The sequence below is a fragment of the Paenibacillus dendrobii genome, from assembly GCF_009807035.1.
GTDB lineage: Bacteria > Bacillota > Bacilli > Paenibacillales > Paenibacillaceae > Paenibacillus_AQ > Paenibacillus_AQ dendrobii.
Genome location: NZ_WUBI01000002.1, coordinates 148,547 through 169,720, shown reverse-complemented (window position 1 = coordinate 169,720; position 21,174 = coordinate 148,547). Strand labels below are relative to the sequence as shown.

The window sequence follows — 21,174 nt, the reverse complement described above, 5'->3', positions numbered from 1 at the left end:
AATCTGATTGTAATAAGAACAAAACCATATAAATTTAGGTGGTTCACTGATTGCGGATATCATTTCATGTACCTACATTTAGGTAAGAAATATTGGAGGATTTTTTGATAATATCTATATTTTATCAAGAAGGGAGAGGGCATTAAGAATTGTGTAATCAATGTAACTCAATACTACTCCACAATCACGTGGATAGCGGTTCGAATCTCAAACTTCGAGATACAACAAACACTGTAGAAGGATTGATTCAAACTACTCATGACATGGGTCATAAAGGAGTAGCAATAACTGATCATGAGTCCATATCAGCACATGTTAAAGCTATTCAAGTCACGCAGAAACTTAAGGACAACGGAAAGATCAATAAAGATTTTAAACTGATACTGGGCAATGAAATCTACTTAGTCGAAAGTATTGAAGAAGTAAGAGACAACTATAAATCTGGAGTAACTAAATATCCACATTTCTTGCTTTTAGCAAAAGACGAAACCGGACATGAGCAGATTAGATATATGAGTTCTAGGGCTTGGGAAAGTTCATTTCATACTGGCCCAATGCTTAGGACACCAACGGAACAACAGTTTTTAGCTTCAGTAATAAAACAAGATCCAGGTCATTTAATTGCAGCGAGTGCTTGTCTTGGTTCACCTCACTGTATTTACTTACTTGAGATGAAGTTTCACCTAGATAACAACGATACATATAGAGCTAATGAAAGCTATAAGAAAGTATGTGAGTTTACAAACTGGTGTATTGATGTCTTTGGCAAAGAAGACTTTTATCTTGAACTTCAACCAGCTTACAGTGAGGAACAAATATATTGTAACAAGGAGCTTTTAAGGTTAGCTGAGAAGTTCGACCTCAAATACATAATTACAACAGATAGCCATTATTTAAGACCTGAAGATCGAATTGTACATAAAGCCTTTTTGAATGCTAAAGATGCTGAACGTGAGGTTGACTCTTTTTATGAAGCAACATTTGTTCAAACAAGAGAAGAAATCAACGAACGGTTGGATTATTTAGACCACTCTATTATTCAAAATGCGTTAAACAACACATTGGAAATTGGCAACAAAATTAAGGACTATACAATTTTAAAGCCAACTGTGATTCCAAAAATTGAGTTACCTAATTTTAAGCTGCGTGGACTCTTCAAATCTATTTATAAACAGTATGAATACATAAACAAAATGGCGCACTCTGATAATAAACAGGATCAATACATAGTAAAACTAATTGAAGATGGATTCTATGAGTACCTGCCATACAAGATGTACTCCAAGGAAAAACTACATGAAGTAGCAGAGAGAATCAATGTGGAATTGGGTGAACTTTGGAAAATATCAGAGAAGCTTAATCAATCAGTAGCAAGCTACTATACCACAGTAAGAGAAATCATTAACGTTATTTGGGATGATGAATGTGGAAATAGTTTAGTTGGCCCATCTCGTGGATCATCTGCTGGTTACTTAATCTGCTTCCTCCTGGGAATTACACAAGTCAATCCACTTGAATACGGAATTGAAATGCCACATTGGAGACACTTAACAGCGGAAAGACCGGAATTCCCTGATATTGATATAGATACTGAGGCTGCTAAACGTAATCAGATTTTCAGACAATTGAAGAGATACTTTGGTGAGAATAGGGTTTTGCAAGTGTGTACCTTTGGTACAGAAGCTTCTAAATCGGCAGTTCAAACGGCTGCCAGGGGGCTTGGAATCGACAATGACACGGCAATGTTTGTTTCGGGGTTAATTCCGTTTGAACGGGGAAGCAGCTGGTCTCTTTCTGATTGTGTTTATGGAAACGACGAAGAAGAAAGAAAGCCTGTAACCGAATTTGTAAATGAGATTAATAAATATGATGATTGGTTAACTGTTGCTATGAAGATAGAAGGTTTAGTTAACAAACGCAGCATTCATGCCAGTGGTGTTATTGTTTTTAACGAAGAATATTATAAAACTAACGCTATGATGACAGCTCCTAATGGGACTCACATAACCCAGTTTAGTCTTGAAGACTGCGAAGCGGTTTCTAATATGAAATTTGATCTACTTACAATCGAAGCATTAGATAAAATAAGAGTGACGTTTGATACTCTATTGGCAGATAGTTTAATGGAGTGGCAGGGGACTCTCAGAAAAACTTATAATAAATATTTACATCCTGACGTTATTGATAAAAAAAGTCTCAAAATCTATGAATTAATAGGTAGTGATAGTGTTTCTGATCTTTTTCAATTTTCAACAGAAATAGGAATTCAAACTGTTAAAAAGGTTAAACCGACTAATTTGATTGAATTGGCAGCTGCAAATTCTCTGATGCGACTAATGAGCGACCATGGAGAATCCCCCATTGATACTTTCGTGAAACATAAAAACAATATCAAACTTTGGTATGAAGAGATGTATAGTTATGGACTTAACGATGAAGAAGTTAGTACGATGGAGAAACATTTATTAAAATTGAACGGCGTTGCAGATACACAAGAATCAGTAATGCTTATGTCAATGGATAAATTGATAGCAAACTTCAATGTCTTAAGTGCCAATAAACTTAGAAAAAGTATAGCTAAGCCTAAACAGATGAAGAAGGCTTTGGCTGAAATAAAAGAAAAGTTTTACTCACAAGGTAAATCATTAGGTGTCAGAGAACAACTATTAAATTATGTGTGGGAAGTTCAGATAACTCGACAACTTTCTTACAGCTTTTCGATTCTTCATACACTTGCATATTCAATTATTGCTCTCCAGGAAGCCAATTTAAATATCAATTATGACCCAATTTATTGGAGAACTGCATGTCTTACAGTCAATTCAGCATCAATAGATGATGAGGACGAAACAAATAATAAATCACAATCAACAAATTACGGTAAAATCGCTGCAGCAATAGGCAATATGCAGAGCAGAGGAGTTAAAATTGGTCTTCCTGATATTAATAAGGCAGGATTCGGATTTACTCCTGACATAGAAAATGATCAAATTGTTTTCGGTCTAAAGGGAATCAATGGAATAGGTGACGATGTTGTTCAAAATCTAATTCAGAATCGCCCCTATAAATCATTTGAAGATTTTACTCGACGCATGTTTGATACATCAATCATCAAGAAAGCACAAGTCATTCAATTAATAAAAGCAGGTTGTTTTGAAGCTTTTGGAGAACGCGTAGAAATTATGAAGCAGTTTGTAACAAAACTACATGCTCCAAAAACAAAGCTAAATATGCAGAATCTTAATGCTGTTATTGAACTTAAAATTATTCCTGAAGACATGCAGGTATACGCTAAACTATTTAACTTTAGAAAATATGTAATGAAAAAAATACATAAAAAAGAGAGTAAAGACAAACTGTACCTTCTTGATAAAGTTTCAACGCCTTTCTACTATGATCATTTTTCTGGTGAAGCGATTGAAGACTATCATAGAAATTTTCCCGTGATTCGCGAATCATTTTTCAAAAAAGAATATGACAAGAAGATGGAAGGTATAAAAGAATGGCTATCAAAGGAAGACACATTAAATTTATTCAACCAAAAACAGCTACAAATGGAATGGAACTCAGTTGCTGAAGGTACGGTTAGTAAATGGGAAATGGATGCTTTATCTTTCTACTACACAGAACATGAACTTGAGCGAGTGGATAAGTTAAAGTATGGGATAGTTAATTTTAATGACTTAACAGAAGATCCTATCGTTGTGGAAATGATGAATTTCCGCAATGGATCAAGACCCAAGTTTAAATTAGATTGCATTTCAGGTACAGTGCTCGATAAAGATAAAAATAAAAATACAGTAACATTATTAACGACAGATGGTGTTGTTACCGTCAAATATTATGATGGGGCATTCGCTCATTACAATAAACAAGTTTCAAAGCAACGAGCTGATGGAACAAAAGAGATCTTAGAGAAAAGCTGGTTTACCAGGGGCAATAAACTTGTTCTGTTTGGTTATCGTAGGGGTTCTCAATTTAAACCACAGAAGTACAAAGACTCTAAAGTTGGACATACTACGATGTTTATAAATGAGATTAGAAATGATGGAACAATGCGAGTATCAACAGAAAGAAGAAAATAAAAAAGGAGAGTATAAATGGAATTAAGTAAAAAACAAGTTGAAAAGTTACTAGGTAAAGAAATCACAGAAACAGCTTATATTGAATATCTAATTCATACATATCATCAACTAAAGAAAGATGAAGAGAATGAGTGATTTTGATAGATTTGAGAATCCATACTATGAGAAAAGGTTTCCCGATCAGCAAGATAAGGAGGCGATGGAGTACTCAACTTGTTCGGGTTGTAATGAGGTTATTAGTACATTAGAAGTAATAAATGGTGAGGTTTTAGATGTTTATGGCATGGCTGTTCATGATGACTTTAGTTGTTTGAAGAAGGCAGTTAGTGCCAGAATAGCATATATGGAGAGGAATGATTAATTGAGTACAAATGAAGGGAAATTGTTTGAAGAGGATTTCCAGAAATCGGCCATCCAAGGAGGAGAAAAGGTGTTCTTTACCCGAATAAAGGATACCTTCATCCCACCTGATTTAAGGAATAGGGTAAGAGTTACTAAGAACGACTACGATTGTATGATGTTTGCTAAGAGTCACTTATTCACGCTTGAGCTAAAATCAACTAAACAAAAATCAATTAGTTTCGATGAGAGCATTATTAAGCAACATCAGATTAGCAAGCTTCAGGAAGCAGATACATACGAGAATGTAATTAGCGGATTCATAATGAATTTTCGTGAGCCAGAGAATAGAGTTTTCTTTATACATATTAAGGATTTCGTGAAGTTCAAACATATCGCTGAGAATCAAATTAAGGAACATACATATAAGAACAAGGTTAATAAAAGTAGCATTTCATTAGGAATATGTGAAGAAATAGGAATTGAAGTTAAAGGATATAAGAAGAAAGTAAGATGGCATTATCATATAGGAAATTTTATTACGGAGGCAATTAATACACATGACAAAAACTAAAGATGATTACCCGATTATGTTGGAACCTGCCCATATTCAGGAAATATTAGGACTAGGTAGAAAGAATACATATCAATTTTTAAATGAAGTTGAAGCAAAGGTTTATCTTAAAAAAGAACCTGAATTTCATTTAAAACGGATAGGAAAGTTGATGAAAATACCAAAGGATTCGTTCTTTGATTGGCTAGAAGGAAATACTACAAAATAGATATTACTAAGCAGGGCGAAAATAATTGCCTTGCTTTTATTTTTTTACGGTGATAATATGCTCACATAGGCAAACGTGACGCATGAGGCATTTCACCCTAACCACCCCGTTTCGGTAGGATATTGGTAGGAATGATACGAAATACCGCGCCACTAAAGGATATTAAGTGTCATTCCTCATTGATTATACGGGATGAAAAACGCCTTTTGTATCAAGGTTTAGTCTATACAACACCACGAAAGATAACTAAGAATTATTGGAACTCAACTTCGGGGCAGGGTGAAATTCCCTACCGGCGGTGATGATGCATATCGTTTCAAGGGATGTTGTCCTGAAACGGCGTCTCAGTCCGTGACCCGGGCGCGCAGCTTTTCACGCGCGTGCGGTGGACCTGGTGTAAATCCGGGACCGACAGTATAGTCTGGATGGGAGAAGGAGAGGAAGCGCATGTATGTTACATATGGTTCATGCGACCACCCAATAAAGCTATGGCATACGTGTCTTTTTCGCACACTTATGTTTATTCTCGTTTGGCTAAAGGATATTACGCCAAGTTGTTTCCCTGTGTATGTTATGAATGGGGATCATGTGGTACCTTTGGTGAACCGTAAAGCTCAAGTATCGTTTCTTTGACTTGCGATCAAACGGGAAATAATGCATGATTGTCCAAATTGCTGCATTTGCCATCTGTATAAGCTTTATTTGCGTGTCTTCAAATTACTCTCAAGCTGCCCCCGGATGTGATCCGGAGGGCTTTTTTGTTTTTATTTTTCACGTGGAGGGGAGGCAGGACAAGATGGAGCCGGTTATAAACGATGAATTCTACATGTCGCTTGCACTGGATATGGCTCAGCGCGCACAAGGCCAGACAGGCATCAACCCGGTCGTCGGCTGCGTCCTCGTCAAGGACGGCGCAGTGGTCGGTCTGGGAACGCATCTTCAGCGGGGAAGCGGGCATGCGGAAGTACATGCCGTCCGCATGGCCGGTGACCATGCGGAGGGAAGCACGGCCTACGTCACGTTGGAACCCTGCAGTCATTACGGCAAAACCCCGCCTTGCTGTGATCTGCTGATCGAGTCGAAGGTTAAGCGGGTTGTGGTTGCCTGTGAGGATCCGAATCCTCTGGTTGCTGGCACAGGGATCGGGAAGCTTCGTCAGAAGGGCATTGAGGTGAAGGTTGGCGTGTTGCGGGATAGGGCGGTCCGGCAGAACGAAAAATTTGCAAAGTTTATAACGACGGGCATGCCTTTTGTAACCATCAAGACGGCGAGTACGCTCGATGGAAAGATTGCCACCGATTCGGGAGACAGCAAGTGGATATCGAATGAAGAGGCAAGGCTGCAGGTACACAGCCTGCGTCACCGACATCAGGCGATTATGGTCGGCGTAGGCACGATACTCACCGATGATCCTTCGCTGACGACTAGGCATGATGGAGTGGATGGCCAACAGCCGGTTCGCGTCATCGTCGATTCCCGTTTGCGCACTTCTCCGGAAGCTAAGGTGTTCAAGGATGGGACTTCACCGGTGATTATTTTAACGACCAAACAGGTTGACCCGGTTAAGGCTAAGCTGTTGAGTGAAGCGGGAGCAAACCTTGTATCTTGCGGAAGTGGAACTCAAGTGGATCTCAAGTCGGCGTTGCAGCAACTTGGCACCATGGACATCGGTTCCATACTTGTGGAAGGCGGCGGGGCATTAAACGGATCACTTCTGAAGGAACGGCTTGTGGACCGAATTATCATGTACTTGGCTCCGAAGATTGTGGGCGGAAATGCAGCCCCGGCCAGCTTCAGCTTCGAAGGTATTCATCGGATGGGAGATGCCGTGAGATTGGACCCGCTGGAGGTCGAACAAGTCGGGGACAATGTATTGATATCCGGCATACCAAACTGGCCGGAATGACCAAATAGCTGAAATATTCCGAAGGAGGGAAGAGCATGTTTACGGGACTGGTGGAAGAAATCGGGATTCTGGATAGGATTTCGCGACAAGGGGAGGCCATGGTTCTCGGGATCAAGGCTTCAGCCATCATGGAAGATATCAAGATCGGGGACAGCATTGCTGTGAATGGAGTCTGCCTGACGGCCACGCAGATCAAGGATGACGGATTTACGGTTGACGTGACTCCTCAGACCTACCGGCATTCCAACCTGGCGTTGCTCAAGCCGGGCAACCTCCTGAATCTAGAGCGGGCCATGAAGGCAAATGGACGTTTTGGCGGGCATTTGGTTCAGGGGCATGCGGACATGACCGGTACCGTACGAATGATCACCAAGGAACGCAACGCGGTTTTGATCGATATTGCTCCAGACAAACCGGATCTGTCCGTATACATCATACCGCAAGGATCGGTCACGGTAGATGGTGTCAGTCTGACGGTTGCTGGCACGGACGGGGAATGCTTCAGAGTCTCCATTATTCCTCATACATTGGGTGATACCGGATTATCCGGACTCAAGGCGGGCAGCATCGTGAATATCGAATGCGACATCATCGGCAAGTATGTCCATGCACTGCTTGGGCGAAAGGCGCCGGTATCCGCCGATAGCAGTCCTAAAGGGATCAGCATGGATATGCTGGCTGCAAACGGCTTTGCTTAAATGAACGCATCGGATTTTTGACAACAAAGGGGGAATTCGGCATGACGGAATCATTCACATTTGACCCGATTGAAGAGGCGATTGAGGATCTTAGGACAGGAAAGGTCATTATCGTGGTGGATGATGAGGACCGGGAGAATGAAGGCGACTTTGTTGCACTCGCAGAGAAAGCATCGCCGGAGGTTATCAATTTTATGATTACGGAAGGCCGGGGGCTCGTGTGCGTCCCGATCACGCGGGAGCGGGCGGAAACGCTTGAGCTTTCACCCATGACGGCTCAAAATACCGACCACCACGGCACGGCATTTACCGTATCGGTTGACTTTAGACATACGACAACAGGCATTTCTGCTCATGAACGTTCCCAAACCGCGAAGGCCCTGGCGGATCCGGCTGCGGTGGCGTTCGACTTCCGGCGTCCGGGACATATGTTTCCGCTGATCGCCAAGGATGGAGGCGTGCTGCGGCGGGCAGGACATACGGAGGCTGCGGTGGATCTGGCAAAACTCAGCGGATCGGCCCCTGCAGGCGTGATCTGTGAAATTATGAAAGAGGACGGGACAATGGCCCGGCTGCCTGATTTGCAGGTGATTGCGAAAAAACATGGACTGAAGCTGATATCGATTCAGGATTTGATCCATTACCGGAATCAAAGCGAGAAGCTGGTGCGCCGGGAAGCCGAGGTTCGTATGCCGACGGATTTCGGCGTTTTCCAAGCCGTAGCCTACACCAATGATGTGGATGACAAAGAGCATCTGGCGCTCGTGAAAGGAAAGATTTCAAGCGAAGAGCCTGTGCTGGTCAGAGTGCATTCCGAATGCTTGACCGGAGATGTGTTCCATTCCCTGCGCTGCGACTGCGGTCCGCAGTTCGCGGCGGCACTCCGGCAGATTGAGGAAGAGGGTTCGGGTGTGCTGCTCTACATGCGGCAGGAAGGCCGGGGAATCGGACTCATCAACAAGTTGAAGGCCTACGAGCTGCAGGAGCAGGGGCTTGATACCGTGGACGCCAATCTCAAGCTTGGCTTCGCGGCAGACCTTCGCGACTATGGAATTGGAGCCCAAATCCTTAAGGATCTGGGCGTGCGCAAAATTCGTCTTTTGACCAATAATCCGAGAAAAATCAAAGGACTGGAAGGCCATGGATTGGAAGTCGTTGAACGGGTTCCGATCCAGATGCAAGCGGGAGAAGATAACAGCCGTTATCTGCATACGAAGCAAGAGAAGTTAGGCCACATGCTTAGCATGGAATCTTAAAAACTATTGGAGAGGTTGATGAATAAATGGCTCATACTTTCGAAGGAAACTTGGTTTCCAGCGGACTGAAGTACGGGATTGTGGTTGGGAGATTCAATGAATTCATTACAAGCAAGCTGCTCGGCGGAGCGTTGGACGGGTTGAAGCGACATGGTGTAGGTGAAGAAGAGATCGATGTGGCATGGGTTCCGGGAGCGTTTGAAATTCCCTTGATCGCCAGCAAAATGGCCGAAAGCGGTAAGTATGACGCCGTCATTACGCTGGGAACCGTTATCCGCGGCGCAACCTCACATTATGATGTTGTATGTAATGAGGTGGCGAAAGGCGTGGCGGCAACCAGCCTCAAGACGGGCGTTCCTGTTATTTTTGGCGTATTGACGACAGACAGCATTGAACAGGCCGTGGAACGCGCAGGCACCAAAGCGGGCAACAAGGGTTATGATGCGGCCGTATCCGCCATCGAAATGGCGAACCTGACCAAGCAGTTCAAGTAATATCAACACAATTTAGAAAAGAGACCACCTGGCGTGGTCTTTTTTTTATTCAGCATAACGGATCAATGGTATCGTGGGAACCGGTTTTGCTTGTTGATAATGCGAAGGCTGCGCATGCCATGAAAATAATGTTATTTCCTGGTAAATCAATGCATGCGGTAATTTCGCGAATCTCCCCGAAGTCTCGATGAATCATTTTGCCTATATTTCCGGCTTTTTGTCGCATTCCAACTACCTTTGTCTGCCGAAAGGAACTTGGATTCGGACTATGGAATAGAACCCTATCGATGCACCGCAGGCCTTTTGATGAGAAGGGGGTTCTATGAGAAAAAAATGGCGAATGTCCTCCGTATTAAGACTATTTTTTATCCTCATTGTCATTATTCCGATGCTCCTGATCTGTTCGATTATCCTGAACATTTACAAACGCGACATTTTACAGCAAAATACCGACCGTTCCCTGCAAACCGCGCAGGCTATCGCCTATTCGGTCAACCAGGAAATCGGTCGCCTCTCGGGATTGTTTGCTTCCATCGGGCTTGATGAGGACGTCATTTCCACGGTCTACGACATTTACCGGCAGGATGGTTTCGAGAGGCAGCTGGCCACGTATAAACTGAAGGTGCTGATCGAGAAATACACTGCCTCCGTGTCTGGACGCGTGCTGTCGGTCAATTTTTATTTTGATGACGGATCTTCGTATTCATATCTAAAAAATCTGATGCAGAGAGGAGCGGACATCCAGAAGGAGGAGTGGTATCAGACGGCCCTGAAAAAGCCCAATTTCATTCATTTTATCGGCATGAAGCCAAACTCTCTCTATGGAAATTACAATCCCTATATGATGGTAGCAGCATTGTCGCCGGGCTACTCGAATCCTTCTTCGCAGCTGGAAATGATCCTGTTCACGTTTGAGAGCAGCGCGTTCGACCATATTTTGCAGTCCCGGGACAACACGGAGTCCACGCTGTATATCGTCGACAAGCAGGGCGAGATCATCGCCTCGAACACGATCTTGAAACGAGGCAGCAAGCTGCCCATGCACCGCCTGGATGACGCGTTCTCGATGGATCAAGGCTCTTATGTGGATGATACGGAAGGGGACAAGACGCTGTTCACGTATGCCAAGGTCGATGCGGGTCGTCCCGACTGGGTCGTCGTGCAAAAAATACCGTACGCCGATCTCATGGCCAATTACCGCAGCGTCAATACCTTCGTATGGTTTTTGGCGATTCTGATCATCCTTGCCTTTATCCTGATCTCCTTTTATTTCGTTTCGAATATGACCAAGCCGATTCTGGAGCTGCTCCGGCAGATGGTACGCGTCACGCATGGGGACCTGAATGCGAAGATTCATGTTACCGGCACGCTCGAAACGGCCAGCTTGGGCCATTCCTTTAATCACATGACCGAAAGAATCCGCGAGCTGATGGAGCAGCATGAGCAGCAGGAGGTGGAAAAGCGCAAAGCCGAGTTTGCCGCCCTGCAGTCGCAAATCAATCCGCATTTTCTGATCAATACGCTGAATTCGATCAAATTTATGGCGCTCATCAGCAAAGCGGACAATATTCGCAACATGACCCATGCGTTAACGAGGCTCATCGCTTCGTCGTTCAACAGGGGAGGTCTTGTCACGACGGTCGCCGAAGAGGTGGATCATCTCAAGCATTACTTGTACATCATGGAGATCCGCTTCGGCAAATCCGTTGTTACGAAGTGGGATATAGCTACGGGAACGGAGGAGTTGTACCTGCTTAAGCTGCTTCTCCAGCCGATTCTGGAAAACAGCTTCATTCACGGACTGAAGGACATCGATTACGAGGGCGTCATCCATATATCCACGAAGCTGGACGGGAACGATCTCTTGATAACCGTTGCCGACAACGGCGTGGGAATACAGGAGGAGCCGGTTAGGGCGGAAGAGGAAACCCCAAGGCATACGTTCAGCGGGATGGGGAATATGAATGTCCATAAACGAATTCAACTGCATTACGGACCGAACTATGGGTTGCGGGTTGAAGCGAATGCTCCGCACGGAACGGTGGTTCACATTCGGCTTCCGCAAATCCGCGAGCCTGACGAGCAGCTTGCTTGAACGTTGAAGAGGTGTCCTAATCGACCGCAATAAACCATTTTTTAGGGGGAGTGAAGCTGATGATTCGGAAAAAACGGATACACCTGCTGCTAGCCGCTTGTCTCCTTGCCTTCATCTGTATCGGCGGAAGCGGACTGCTGTCCGATTTGGCCCTGAAGCCGGTCATGAATCGCTCTGGAGGAGGGATTGCGGCAGCCGGTCCGGACCAGCCCGTGAAAATCAAATTCGGCATGTGGGAAACGAAAATGGACATTTTGTTCTGGACCAGCAAAGTCAAGGAATATTCCAAGATCAGGCCGAACGTCACCGTAGAGGTCGAGACGATCCCGGATAACAGCGGACAGTATCTGAAAGTTCGGCTTGCGGCGAACGATTTGCCGGACGTGTTTTATTTGAAGGCATCGCACCTGTCGGTGTACCGGGATGCTCTTCTTCCGTTGAACGGGCTCAAGGCAGCCGGGTCGAACCGGTTTCCTGCCGTTTATAACGGGGATATCCTGGGCTTACCGCTGGTTTCCTTTTCGGAATACGTGTTTTACCACCCCAGTATTTTTCGTGAGCTGAACCTGCAGGTCCCGCAGACGCTGGATGAATTCGTGCAGGTGCTCGAACGGATCAAAAATCATGACCAATATATTCCGATCGCGATTGGCGGGAAAGAGGACTGGACCTTTTACCCTTTTATCGAATTCGGTCCCCCGCTGCTTTCGAAGGATCCCAATTATCTCACCAATTTGTCTTATTCGCCTGAGCCGTTCGGCAAAAACTCACCATTTGATACGGCCGCCAAGCTGCTGAAAACGATCGCCGAGCACAGGCTGGCCGGGTCCGACGCTTTGAGCATCGGGTTCGACGAGGCCAAACAGCTGTTTGAGTCCAACAAGGCCGCGATGATCGCGCTCGGACAGTGGTATTACCAGGACTATATTTCAAATGTCAAAACCGACGAAGATCTGGATGCTTTCGCACTTCCTTGGAGATCGGATATCCGTGAGCCGCTTGAGGCGGTCACGATGCCTGACCAATACATGGCGATCAACAAAACCTCCAAAAACGTGGATGAAATCAAGTCGTTCCTGGAATGGATTTTCAGTCCCGAGGTATACCAGGATTACATCAATTACTCCGGCAACACCTCTACCATGGTGAATATTCCGTCCGATCAGCCCTTTTTTAATAAGGTCAAAACCAGGCATCCTTTCGATCCCTTTATGTATTTTGGTATGAACGAGCGATATGAAACGGTGAAAAACAAAGCGCAGTACAACGAGAAAAAGACGGGGCAGGATATCTTCGCAGGCGCTTCGGTGGAGGATATGCAGCAGTTGCTAAACCGGAACTGGAGCCAGGCGGTAGAACAGTTAAAATAACATGCTGGAGGGTTGAGAAGATGGGCAAATACAAGGCGTTTATCGTGGATGACGAACCGCTGGCCAGACTGGCCCTGCGCGAATACATTACGCTGACCTCAAGCGAGATTGAAATTATCGGAGAGGCGGGAGACGGAGAAGAGGCGTTGAAGCAGCTGGAGGAAAGGCAGGATGTCGATATTGTACTCGCAGATATCCAGATGCCGCGGATGAACGGCGTGCAGCTGCTGGAAGCACTAGGGGGCGCCACCTTTTCCAAACAGCCGCTGACCATCATGCTGAGCGCCTTCGGTGATTACGATTATGTAAGGGAGTCTTTTGTTCTGGGAGCCTTTGACTATATGCTGAAGGCCAATCTGGAAGAGTCCTACATTGCGCCCGTCCTGCAAAAAACGGTGGAAGAGCTGGACAAGCGCCAAAGCCAGTCGGCTGACGCTGCCGATCATGATGAGGATACATGGATCTGCTCCATACTCCACCGGCTGGCCGTTGAATGGATGCCGTTTCCATGCAGCGAGGACGATGAAAGCTTTAACGAATCCCTGCTCCGCTTAAAGAAGCATATGGGCGAAAAAAACCAGGTAGCGGCGGTGATCCGGCTATCGGAAGCCGTGCAGCTTGATCAGATTCACCGCATGATCTTACAGACCGTACAATCAGTAGCGGGCAAAGACCGTCAGGAGGCGGTATCCCATGTATGCCGGGCCGACGAGCGGCAGTATAACGTATTCTTCACCTTTCCGGGGCTTAGCAGCAGCATGGCGGTGAGGAGACTTAGCAATGCGATGCTGACGGATATCAAAATCAGGCTGAAGCAGTTTCTCAATTTAAATTTGTCGATCGGCATCAGCGATGCGGCGGACGGTCTGCAGGAATGGAACCGTCTGTTCCGGCAGGCGGAACGGCTGTCCGTGCTCAGTTACTATCAAGGGTACGACCGTCTTTTTTACCCCGAATCCGAGAAGAAGGCAATCGTTTCCGAGGAAGAGTGGAAGGATGGCTGGCCGCAGTCCAAAGCAGAGCTTGTTCAAGCGTTGAAAGATCCGGACGGCTCGGCGTGGAAACGGCACTATGAGAGCTGCTGCGAGCTGCTGACCGGGAGATTCCCGTCCCAGCCCGGACAGATCCGGTCCGAGCTCGGCGATTTGATCTGGACGGCCGGTTCGCTTTTGTACCGGAAGGGCAGGTCATCGGAAGAGCTTCACGAAGCCTTTCCGCATCCGCTGGAGCAGGTCCGTCTGATGGGTACCTGGGAAGAAACCGTGCAGTGGTGCGACAAATACCTGGACTTCTTGCATGAAAGCCTGCATCCGAAAACCGAGCGCGCCGGAATCTGGCTGAGCCCGATCGTAGCCAAGACGAAAGCCATTCTGGAGAAGCATTACTGCGAGGAAATTCACCTGTCCGTGATCAGCCAGATGGTCGGGGTCAGCGAGAGCTATCTCAGCAAGCAGTTTTCCAAGGAGGTGGGCATTAACTTCATCCAGTATTTGACCCAGCTGCGGATCGAGAAGGCGAAAAAGGGTCTGGAAAACGGACTCAAAATATATGAGGTGGCGGAAATGGTGGGATACGTGAACCCCGAGCATTTCAGCCGGCTTTTCAAAAAAGTCACCGGAGTCAGTCCGCTTGCGTACCGCAGGGACAGCGAATAATTCAATTCAAAAATGATCAACTTCACATCAAAATAGATCATGGTTCCAAGCCTGATACTTTATATGATAGGAGGTACAGACAGACGTGCTGCCGCGCTAAAATTGAATGCCAAAGGAGGGATAGATAACGGAAAGAAAGTAACCGGCCACCAAGCTGCGGGAGATCCATTTGAAGACGACATGACCAAAAAAGAAGGGAATGGTTCCTAGATGCTGCGCAAATCGTTAATCCTTGCACTACTGTGTACGCTGTGTTCCTCTGCTTGGCTGGCTTCGGCCGATGCGGAGACTGCTTCCGATTTCAAAATGAAAGCGTCTTCAAACGAATCGACTGACGCCACGTTTACGGTCACCTTGAAGGGCAGCAATATTAAGGATCTGTATGCTTATGAGGTGAAATTCAAAGTGGATCCAAGCGAGCTCGAGGTAGTCAAGGCCGAAACGAAAATCAAAGGGTATTCCGTTTCGCCTATCGTCAAAAACAACGAGGTGACGATCGCCCATACGAAAATCGGAAACGTCGAAGGGGAAAAGGGCGATTTGGATATCGCGACGATTACATTCAAGGCCAAAAAGGCAGGCTCTTCCCATGTGGAATGGACATCGATGAAAATGCTCGACAAAAACCTGAAGGATCAGGTCATTTCGCCGGGCCAATCGGCTACATACATGAAAATTTTCAAGGATATCGCCGGACATTGGGCCAAAGACGATATTATGCAAATGGTGGATCAAAAGATCGTGGAGGGCATGGACAGCGACCGCTTTTCGCCGAACAGCAATGTTACTCGGGCCCAGTTCGCCGCCCTGATTACAAGAGCGCTTGACCTGAAGGAGGGAGCCGGCAAAAATCCGTTCGCGGACGTCAAGACCGGGGCCTGGTACGAGGATACGGTGAAAAAGGCTTATTCGGCAGGCATCATCAGCGGTGTGAGCAGCAATAAGTTTGCTCCGGATCAGAGTATTACGCGCGAAGAGATGAGCACGATGCTGATGCGGGCAAAGGCTGCTGCGCAGGGGGTCAAGGCAGATGATCTCACGGGAACCGCATCCGTATCGTTCAAGGACGCCGGTAAAATCAGCGCTTGGGCGCAAAAATCCGTCAGCTTTGCCATTTCCTCGGGACTCATGAAGGGTAGAACGGATACGACGTTTGCTCCGAAAGAGCATGCGACAAGAGCGGAATCTGCCGTTGTCATCAAGCGCCTGCTGTCGGCAGGCAAATAGGCGAAATCAATTCATCGTTACCGAAAGAAAGAGGACATGATTCGTAAGCAGAGAGGAAGATGAAAGTGAAGAGAAAATTCTTGCCGTTTGGCATCATCCTGTCCGCGCTCGTTGGCCTGCAGCTTTGTTTTTCTGCCGGAAGCACTTTTGCGGCGGGGGATGGCGATGCGTATGTCAAGGATTATAATGACGGGAATGTGAGCGGCTGGACTGCCGTGAAGGGTACGACGACTTTTACGGCTGACAGCGGGGCCGTCAAGGCGGTTACCCAAGGTGCGGTCATCATGGCGGACATGGAAGCTCCTCAGACCGCACATGGGGATTACGAAGTGAAGCTTAAATTCAATCAGGCGCCAACGCGTTTTGGCTTGGTATACCGCTATGTGGATAAGGACAATTACAATGTCATTCAGTATGATACGAACAGTTGGGGCTGGGATTCGTACAAGGACGGAAAGGAGACGTACGGTAACATCCAGTCGACGTCGCCGACGTTTGCGGCCGGGCAGCAGTATACGTTTAAGCTCCATTATGAAGGGGACAGCGTGCAGCTAACGGTTGACGGCAGCAGTGTCCTGAATACGACGCTGCCGGGGCTTCCTTCCTCGGCAGGCAAAATCGGCCTTCGCAGCTGGTTCGACAACAAAACGATCCTGATTGATGACGTAAAGCTGACCAAGGTCAATGTGGTCAACCCGGATCCGAAGCCGATTACGGTAACCGATACGCTGACTTCAGGTAAAATGAAGGCCGAAATCGACAAAGAGTTTCCGCGGGTGAAAAAGTATACGTGGAACAGCAGCAGCGCAGAAATGAACGGGCAGCTGAACGGAATGAACGAGCTTAGAATCAACGGCAAATCTTATTACCCTACGGCTCTATCCTATATTAAGAAGGATGCAGCCGGAGATAAAGGCGAAACGGCTGTTTACACGCTGATGGTTCCAGGCATTAACGTGAAACTGGTCGTGGAAATGGAACTGAAGGATAACGTGCTCCAAATGAAAGTGACGGACCTTCAGGAAAACGGAACGGAAAAAGTGAAGACGATCGAATTCCCGAATCAGGATCTTGTTTCCGTCCTTGCAACGGAGCCGAAGGCACAAGAAACCGCGGCCTGGGTCACAGGCGGCTGGAACATCATTAACGAAGAGTATACGGATGTGAAAACGGCAACGGCCAACATATCCGGCGGACGCACGTACGCATTCCTTAACTCGGATCAGCTGGCTGCAGCCGTGATGACGAATGTGGTGAACGCGAACGACAAGGTACGCGTTAAAGTGGCCACCGATGCGACGCTGAACACGAAAAAGGCTGCCGTATCCGGCGGTGAGTTCACGTATCGCGGAAGTACGGTGCTGGATCCTGAGCCTTTGCCATGGGTGAAGGTGATCCTCACGCCGGATGCCAACGGCGACAAGGTGTTGGATTGGCAGGACGGAGCGATCGCTTATCGGGAGCATGCCCAGGCGCCTAAGGGAAGCGAACTGATCAAGGACAATCTGTCGTATATCTCGATGAACATCGGTTCTACGACAACGTCGCCTTTTCTGCGCGCTTTCGATAATGCCAAGAAAATTTCGAATCTGACCGACGGCTTCGGGCAAATCATTCTGTTCAAGGGCTATCAGGCCGAAGGGCATGATGATTCCCACCCGGATTACGGCGGCCATATCGGCATTCGTCAGGGCGGCAAGGAAGACTTTAACTTCGTTCTGAGCGAAGGCAAAAAATATAATATCCGCGGCGGCGTCCATATCAACGCAACGGAATACATGCTGGATGCGTTCGAAACGAAAATGGACAATTTGACGCAGCCGCTGGCCAAGGGCTGGGGATGGCTGGATCAGGCGTTCTACGTAAACAAAACGAAAGACGTGGAATCCGGTGAGCTAAAGCGCCGTCTGGATATGCTGAAGGCCGACACGGGAGATAATCTCTCATTTGTTTATGTCGACGTCTACGAAGGCGCAGACTATAACGCCAAGAAACTGGCCGAATATATCAACGGCAACGGCTGGATGCTAGGAACGGAATTTGCGGGGCCACTGTTCGAACAGGCATCATGGGTGCATTGGGGAACAGATCCCGGGTATCCGAACCAAGGCAATAACAGCAAAATTATCCGCTTCCTCCGAAATCAGGAGTTAGACGGCTTTTTAAGCAATCCTTTGCTGAAAGGCAATAAGCAGGTGGGTGTCGGATACTGGCAGGGCAGTTCGTATTTTTCAAGTTACAAGAGTACGACGGCAGCATTCTTTAATCAAAACTTGCCAACTAAATACATGCAGTATTTTCCGATCATGAAAATGACGGATGACCGGATTGATTTCGGCAGCAACGTTACGGTGCAGCGCGCAGCGGACGGTAAAATCCATCTGAGCAAGGACGGCAACGATATTGCCATCATGACGGATAGCAGCGAAATCACTGACAGTAAAGTCTTTATACCATGGGATCCAGTGAAGGAGGATAAAATTTATCACTGGAATCCGGCCGGCGGTTCATCGACATGGGCGCTCCCGGCTTCATGGAGCGGCGTAACGACGGCACAGCTGTATAAGCTGACAGATCTTGGACACGAACGGGTAGGCAGCGTCGCGGTTAGCGGAGGCAAGGTAACGCTGTCCGCCGAAAAAGGTGTGGGCTACGTGCTGTACAAATCCACGCCGCAGGATAGCCCGGAGATGGAATGGGGCGAAGGCGGCCTTGTAAAAGATCCAGGCTTTGACAGCCAGAAGTTCGGTTCTTGGCAGAAATCTTCCTCGGCAAGCGCGACAGACCATATTCAATACGTGAAGGACAATAATGCGGATGACCAGCTTCAGGTCAAGGGACCAGGCGATGCAACGATCCAGCAGGTGATTAAGGGTCTTACGCCGGGCAAAACCTATTCGGCATCCGTATGGGTGAAAGTGGACGGGAAACGTAAAGTCGAAATTGGCGTCAAGCAAGGTAATGATGCTGTCAGCAACAGGCTTGACAACACGGATCACAAATATTTATCCCAGCAGCACAAATACTCAGGCACCAATTTCCAGAGAATCAAGGTGAATTTTGATGCAACAAGCGAGCAAGCGACGCTGTATTTGAAAGTAGATGAAGGCAGCGCCGTGGTCACTTTCGATGATGTGAGAGTCTGGAAGAATCCGACCAAAACCGATGCAGGAGACTCCGTTTTCTACGAGGATTTCGAGAACGTGGACGAAGGATGGGGGCCATTCGTGTACTCCAAGCAAGGGCCGGTCCGCACGCATCTGGCAGAAAAGGGCGGCAATCAGATCCAAACGTACGTCCTGGACGGAAATTGGTCACTTAAAACGAATGAAGAAGGTACAGGTGAGTGGCTGCGTACGCTACCGCATACGCTGAGCCTGAAGGAAGATAACCGCTATCATCTCACGCTGGATTACAAGTCCGATGAGCTGGATATGTATACCGTGGCGGTTCGAGTGAACGAGAACGGAACGGTGCGGGATCTTGCGTCCGAAAACTTGAAGGAAGGACGCAATACACTGGATATCCGTTTCGCTACGGAAGGCGCAAAAGATGCATATCTCGCGATCATCAAGAACAAAACCAACAATCAAAAAGAGCTGACGGGTACGCTGGTTGTTGATAATATCCGCGTTGATGACGAAGGACCGATCGCACCTGAAGAAGGCGTAAAAGTGGCGAAAATTACGCTGACTCCGCAGGACATTGAGCTGAATAAGGGACAGAGCTCCCAAATCACAGCCCGGGTGGAGCCGTCTAACGCCTATGACCGCAGCGTCCTGTGGACTTCCGACAAACCGGAGATCGTATCTGTGGATTCATCAGGAAAAATAACGGCGCATATGGCAGGGACAGCCGTGATTACGGTTACCGCCAAAGACGGCAGCGGCGTAACCTCCACGGTAACCGTAAAGGTATACGACGCGAACGAGCTGATTCCTGGGTCGCAGATGTCGGCCACGGCTTCAAGCTTCCAGCCGGGCGATGAGCCGGCGAATGCGCTCGATGGCGATCCGGATACGATGTGGCATACAAAATGGACTCCGGCTCATCTGCCGGAATCGATTACGCTCAATCTTGGCGGAAGCTATCAGGTCAACCAACTCAAATACACGCCGAGATCCGGTGCCGGGAACGGCACGATTACTGGCTATAACCTGTATGCAAGCACGGACGGAGTGGAATTCACGAAGATCGCAAGCGGATCCTGGGTTCGCGATGATAAGGTAAAAAGCGTCCGGTTTACGGCTGTTAACGCGACGCATCTAAAACTTGAAGCTGTGGAGGGCGTGGGCAATTTCGCTTCCGCCGCGGAAATTGAAGTGTTCAAGGTGGCGGATGCTGCCGAAGAAGTCAAGGTTACGGGCGTGACCCTCGACAAGAAGGAGGTTACCCTCAAAGAGGGTGAGACGACAGAACTTACGGCAGTTATTCTTCCAGACAATGCGACGAACAAGAACGTGAGCTGGAGCAGCAGCAATGACGAGGTGGCTACCGTCGAGGCGAAGGATGGCCGTGCTACCGTTACCGCCAAGAAAGAAGGAACCGCCGAGATCACCGTCACAACGACAGACGGGAGCTTTACGGATGTCAGCCGGATTACCGTACGTAAAAACGGCGGCAATCAGGAAGAATCGACGGTACTGACGGCACCAGTTCAAGTTCAAAGCGGGGCGGAATTCCAGGTGCAGTTCGGACTTCGCAATCTGAAACACAGCGTTTATGCACAGGATATCGAGTTTACGTATGATCCGGCCTTGATGGATTTTGTATCCGCGAAGTCCATCCTCGCAGGCGTAAGCATTCTGGAAACGCAGCAAACGCCGGGTAAAGTAAGGCTGATTGCAGCCAGCGAAGGGGCGGATCATGCCGTAACCGGAAATGCGGACTTGTTTGAACTGACATTCAAGGCGAAGGAGACATCGGAGCCAGTCAGCGGCAGTATCACGGCAGCCAAGACGACGATCTCCGACGAACAGGGAACGGAATATTCCGCAGCTTCGTCCCAGGCAAAGGTTGAAATTGGCGGCAAAGTGACGAATGTCGGCGATATCAACGGCGACGGCAAAGTGAGTATCGGGGACCTCGCGATCATTGCGGCACATTATGGAAAATCGACAACCAGTCCGGATTGGGAGCAGGCGAAAAAAGCCGATGTGAACGGCGATGGACAGATCGGTCTGGAAGATCTGGTGATTGTGGCCAAAAAGATTGTAGGGTAAACCAAAAGCAATGACGAGGTACATGGTGTCCTTGTAGGCAGCACC

13 protein-coding genes and 1 riboswitch are annotated in these 21,174 nt (G+C 47.4%); all 13 genes read left to right on the top strand.

What is annotated here, in order from left to right; translation table 11 throughout:
* Window positions 1-188 precede the first annotated feature (188 nt).
* The 13 genes from GRF59_RS14345 (at window position 189) to GRF59_RS14280 (ending at window position 21,129) form a co-directional block, all read left to right on the top strand.
* Window positions 189-4,085 carry a helix-hairpin-helix domain-containing protein gene (locus tag GRF59_RS14345; RefSeq protein WP_341480074.1) on the top strand — a complete coding sequence of 1,299 codons (3,897 nt, stop codon included), beginning with the start codon at window positions 189-191 and terminating at the stop codon, window positions 4,083-4,085.
* A gap of 127 nt (window positions 4,086-4,212) precedes the next feature.
* Complete coding sequence (locus GRF59_RS14340; protein WP_160498409.1) at window positions 4,213-4,446, top strand: hypothetical protein; 234 nt, start codon at window positions 4,213-4,215, stop codon at window positions 4,444-4,446.
* A complete protein-coding gene (locus tag GRF59_RS14335; protein ID WP_160498408.1) occupies window positions 4,447-4,998 on the top strand; it encodes a hypothetical protein in 552 nt (183 codons plus the stop codon).
* A complete protein-coding gene (locus tag GRF59_RS14330; protein ID WP_160498407.1) occupies window positions 4,985-5,206 on the top strand; it encodes a DNA-binding protein in 222 nt (73 codons plus the stop codon). The genes GRF59_RS14335 and GRF59_RS14330 overlap by 14 nt, the downstream gene beginning before the upstream one ends.
* 261 nt (window positions 5,207-5,467) lie before the next feature.
* A riboswitch (FMN riboswitch) is annotated at window positions 5,468-5,647 on the top strand.
* Window positions 5,648-6,002: 355 nt separating this feature from the next.
* Window positions 6,003-7,112, top strand: coding sequence for a bifunctional diaminohydroxyphosphoribosylaminopyrimidine deaminase/5-amino-6-(5-phosphoribosylamino)uracil reductase RibD (gene ribD / locus GRF59_RS14325; protein WP_160498406.1), 1,110 nt, complete (start codon window positions 6,003-6,005; stop codon window positions 7,110-7,112).
* 35 nt (window positions 7,113-7,147) lie between these two features.
* Entirely contained in the window at window positions 7,148-7,810 is a 663-nt protein-coding gene (gene ribE / locus GRF59_RS14320) for a riboflavin synthase (RefSeq protein WP_160498405.1), read from the top strand.
* 41 nt (window positions 7,811-7,851) lie between these two features.
* On the top strand, window positions 7,852-9,066 hold the full coding sequence (locus GRF59_RS14315) for a bifunctional 3,4-dihydroxy-2-butanone-4-phosphate synthase/GTP cyclohydrolase II (protein WP_160498404.1): 1,215 nt from the start codon (window positions 7,852-7,854) through the stop codon (window positions 9,064-9,066).
* 26 nt (window positions 9,067-9,092) lie between these two features.
* Window positions 9,093-9,560, top strand: coding sequence for a 6,7-dimethyl-8-ribityllumazine synthase (ribH, locus tag GRF59_RS14310; RefSeq protein ID WP_160498403.1), 468 nt, complete (start codon window positions 9,093-9,095; stop codon window positions 9,558-9,560).
* A 322-nt stretch (window positions 9,561-9,882) separates the two neighbouring features.
* Window positions 9,883-11,655, top strand: coding sequence for a sensor histidine kinase (locus tag GRF59_RS14305; RefSeq protein ID WP_160498402.1), 1,773 nt, complete (start codon window positions 9,883-9,885; stop codon window positions 11,653-11,655).
* A 59-nt stretch (window positions 11,656-11,714) separates the two neighbouring features.
* Window positions 11,715-13,025: an ABC transporter substrate-binding protein gene (locus GRF59_RS14300; protein ID WP_160498401.1), complete on the top strand. Its 1,311-nt coding sequence runs from the start codon at window positions 11,715-11,717 to the stop codon at window positions 13,023-13,025.
* Between the two features lie 20 nt (window positions 13,026-13,045).
* Window positions 13,046-14,680 carry a response regulator transcription factor gene (locus tag GRF59_RS14295; RefSeq protein ID WP_160498400.1) on the top strand — a complete coding sequence of 545 codons (1,635 nt, stop codon included), beginning with the start codon at window positions 13,046-13,048 and terminating at the stop codon, window positions 14,678-14,680.
* A 210-nt stretch (window positions 14,681-14,890) separates the two neighbouring features.
* Window positions 14,891-15,907 (top strand): S-layer homology domain-containing protein, encoded by a 1,017-nt coding sequence (locus GRF59_RS14285; protein WP_160498398.1) that lies wholly within the window; start codon window positions 14,891-14,893, stop codon window positions 15,905-15,907.
* 65 nt (window positions 15,908-15,972) lie between these two features.
* Entirely contained in the window at window positions 15,973-21,129 is a 5,157-nt protein-coding gene (locus tag GRF59_RS14280; RefSeq protein WP_160498397.1) for an endo-alpha-N-acetylgalactosaminidase family protein, read from the top strand.
* Window positions 21,130-21,174 lie beyond the last annotated feature (45 nt).

Coding starts and splice junctions, on each gene's coding strand:
- ribD (WP_160498406.1), top strand. CDS start 6,003: ATGGAGCCGGTTATAAACGATGAATTCTACATGTCGCTTGCACTGGAT.
- GRF59_RS14300 (WP_160498401.1), top strand. CDS start 11,715: ATGATTCGGAAAAAACGGATACACCTGCTGCTAGCCGCTTGTCTCCTT.
- GRF59_RS14305 (WP_160498402.1), top strand. CDS start 9,883: ATGAGAAAAAAATGGCGAATGTCCTCCGTATTAAGACTATTTTTTATC.
- GRF59_RS14330 (WP_160498407.1), top strand. CDS start 4,985: ATGACAAAAACTAAAGATGATTACCCGATTATGTTGGAACCTGCCCAT.
- GRF59_RS14315 (WP_160498404.1), top strand. CDS start 7,852: ATGACGGAATCATTCACATTTGACCCGATTGAAGAGGCGATTGAGGAT.
- ribH (WP_160498403.1), top strand. CDS start 9,093: ATGGCTCATACTTTCGAAGGAAACTTGGTTTCCAGCGGACTGAAGTAC.
- GRF59_RS14295 (WP_160498400.1), top strand. CDS start 13,046: ATGGGCAAATACAAGGCGTTTATCGTGGATGACGAACCGCTGGCCAGA.
- GRF59_RS14285 (WP_160498398.1), top strand. CDS start 14,891: ATGCTGCGCAAATCGTTAATCCTTGCACTACTGTGTACGCTGTGTTCC.
- ribE (WP_160498405.1), top strand. CDS start 7,148: ATGTTTACGGGACTGGTGGAAGAAATCGGGATTCTGGATAGGATTTCG.
- GRF59_RS14340 (WP_160498409.1), top strand. CDS start 4,213: ATGAGTGATTTTGATAGATTTGAGAATCCATACTATGAGAAAAGGTTT.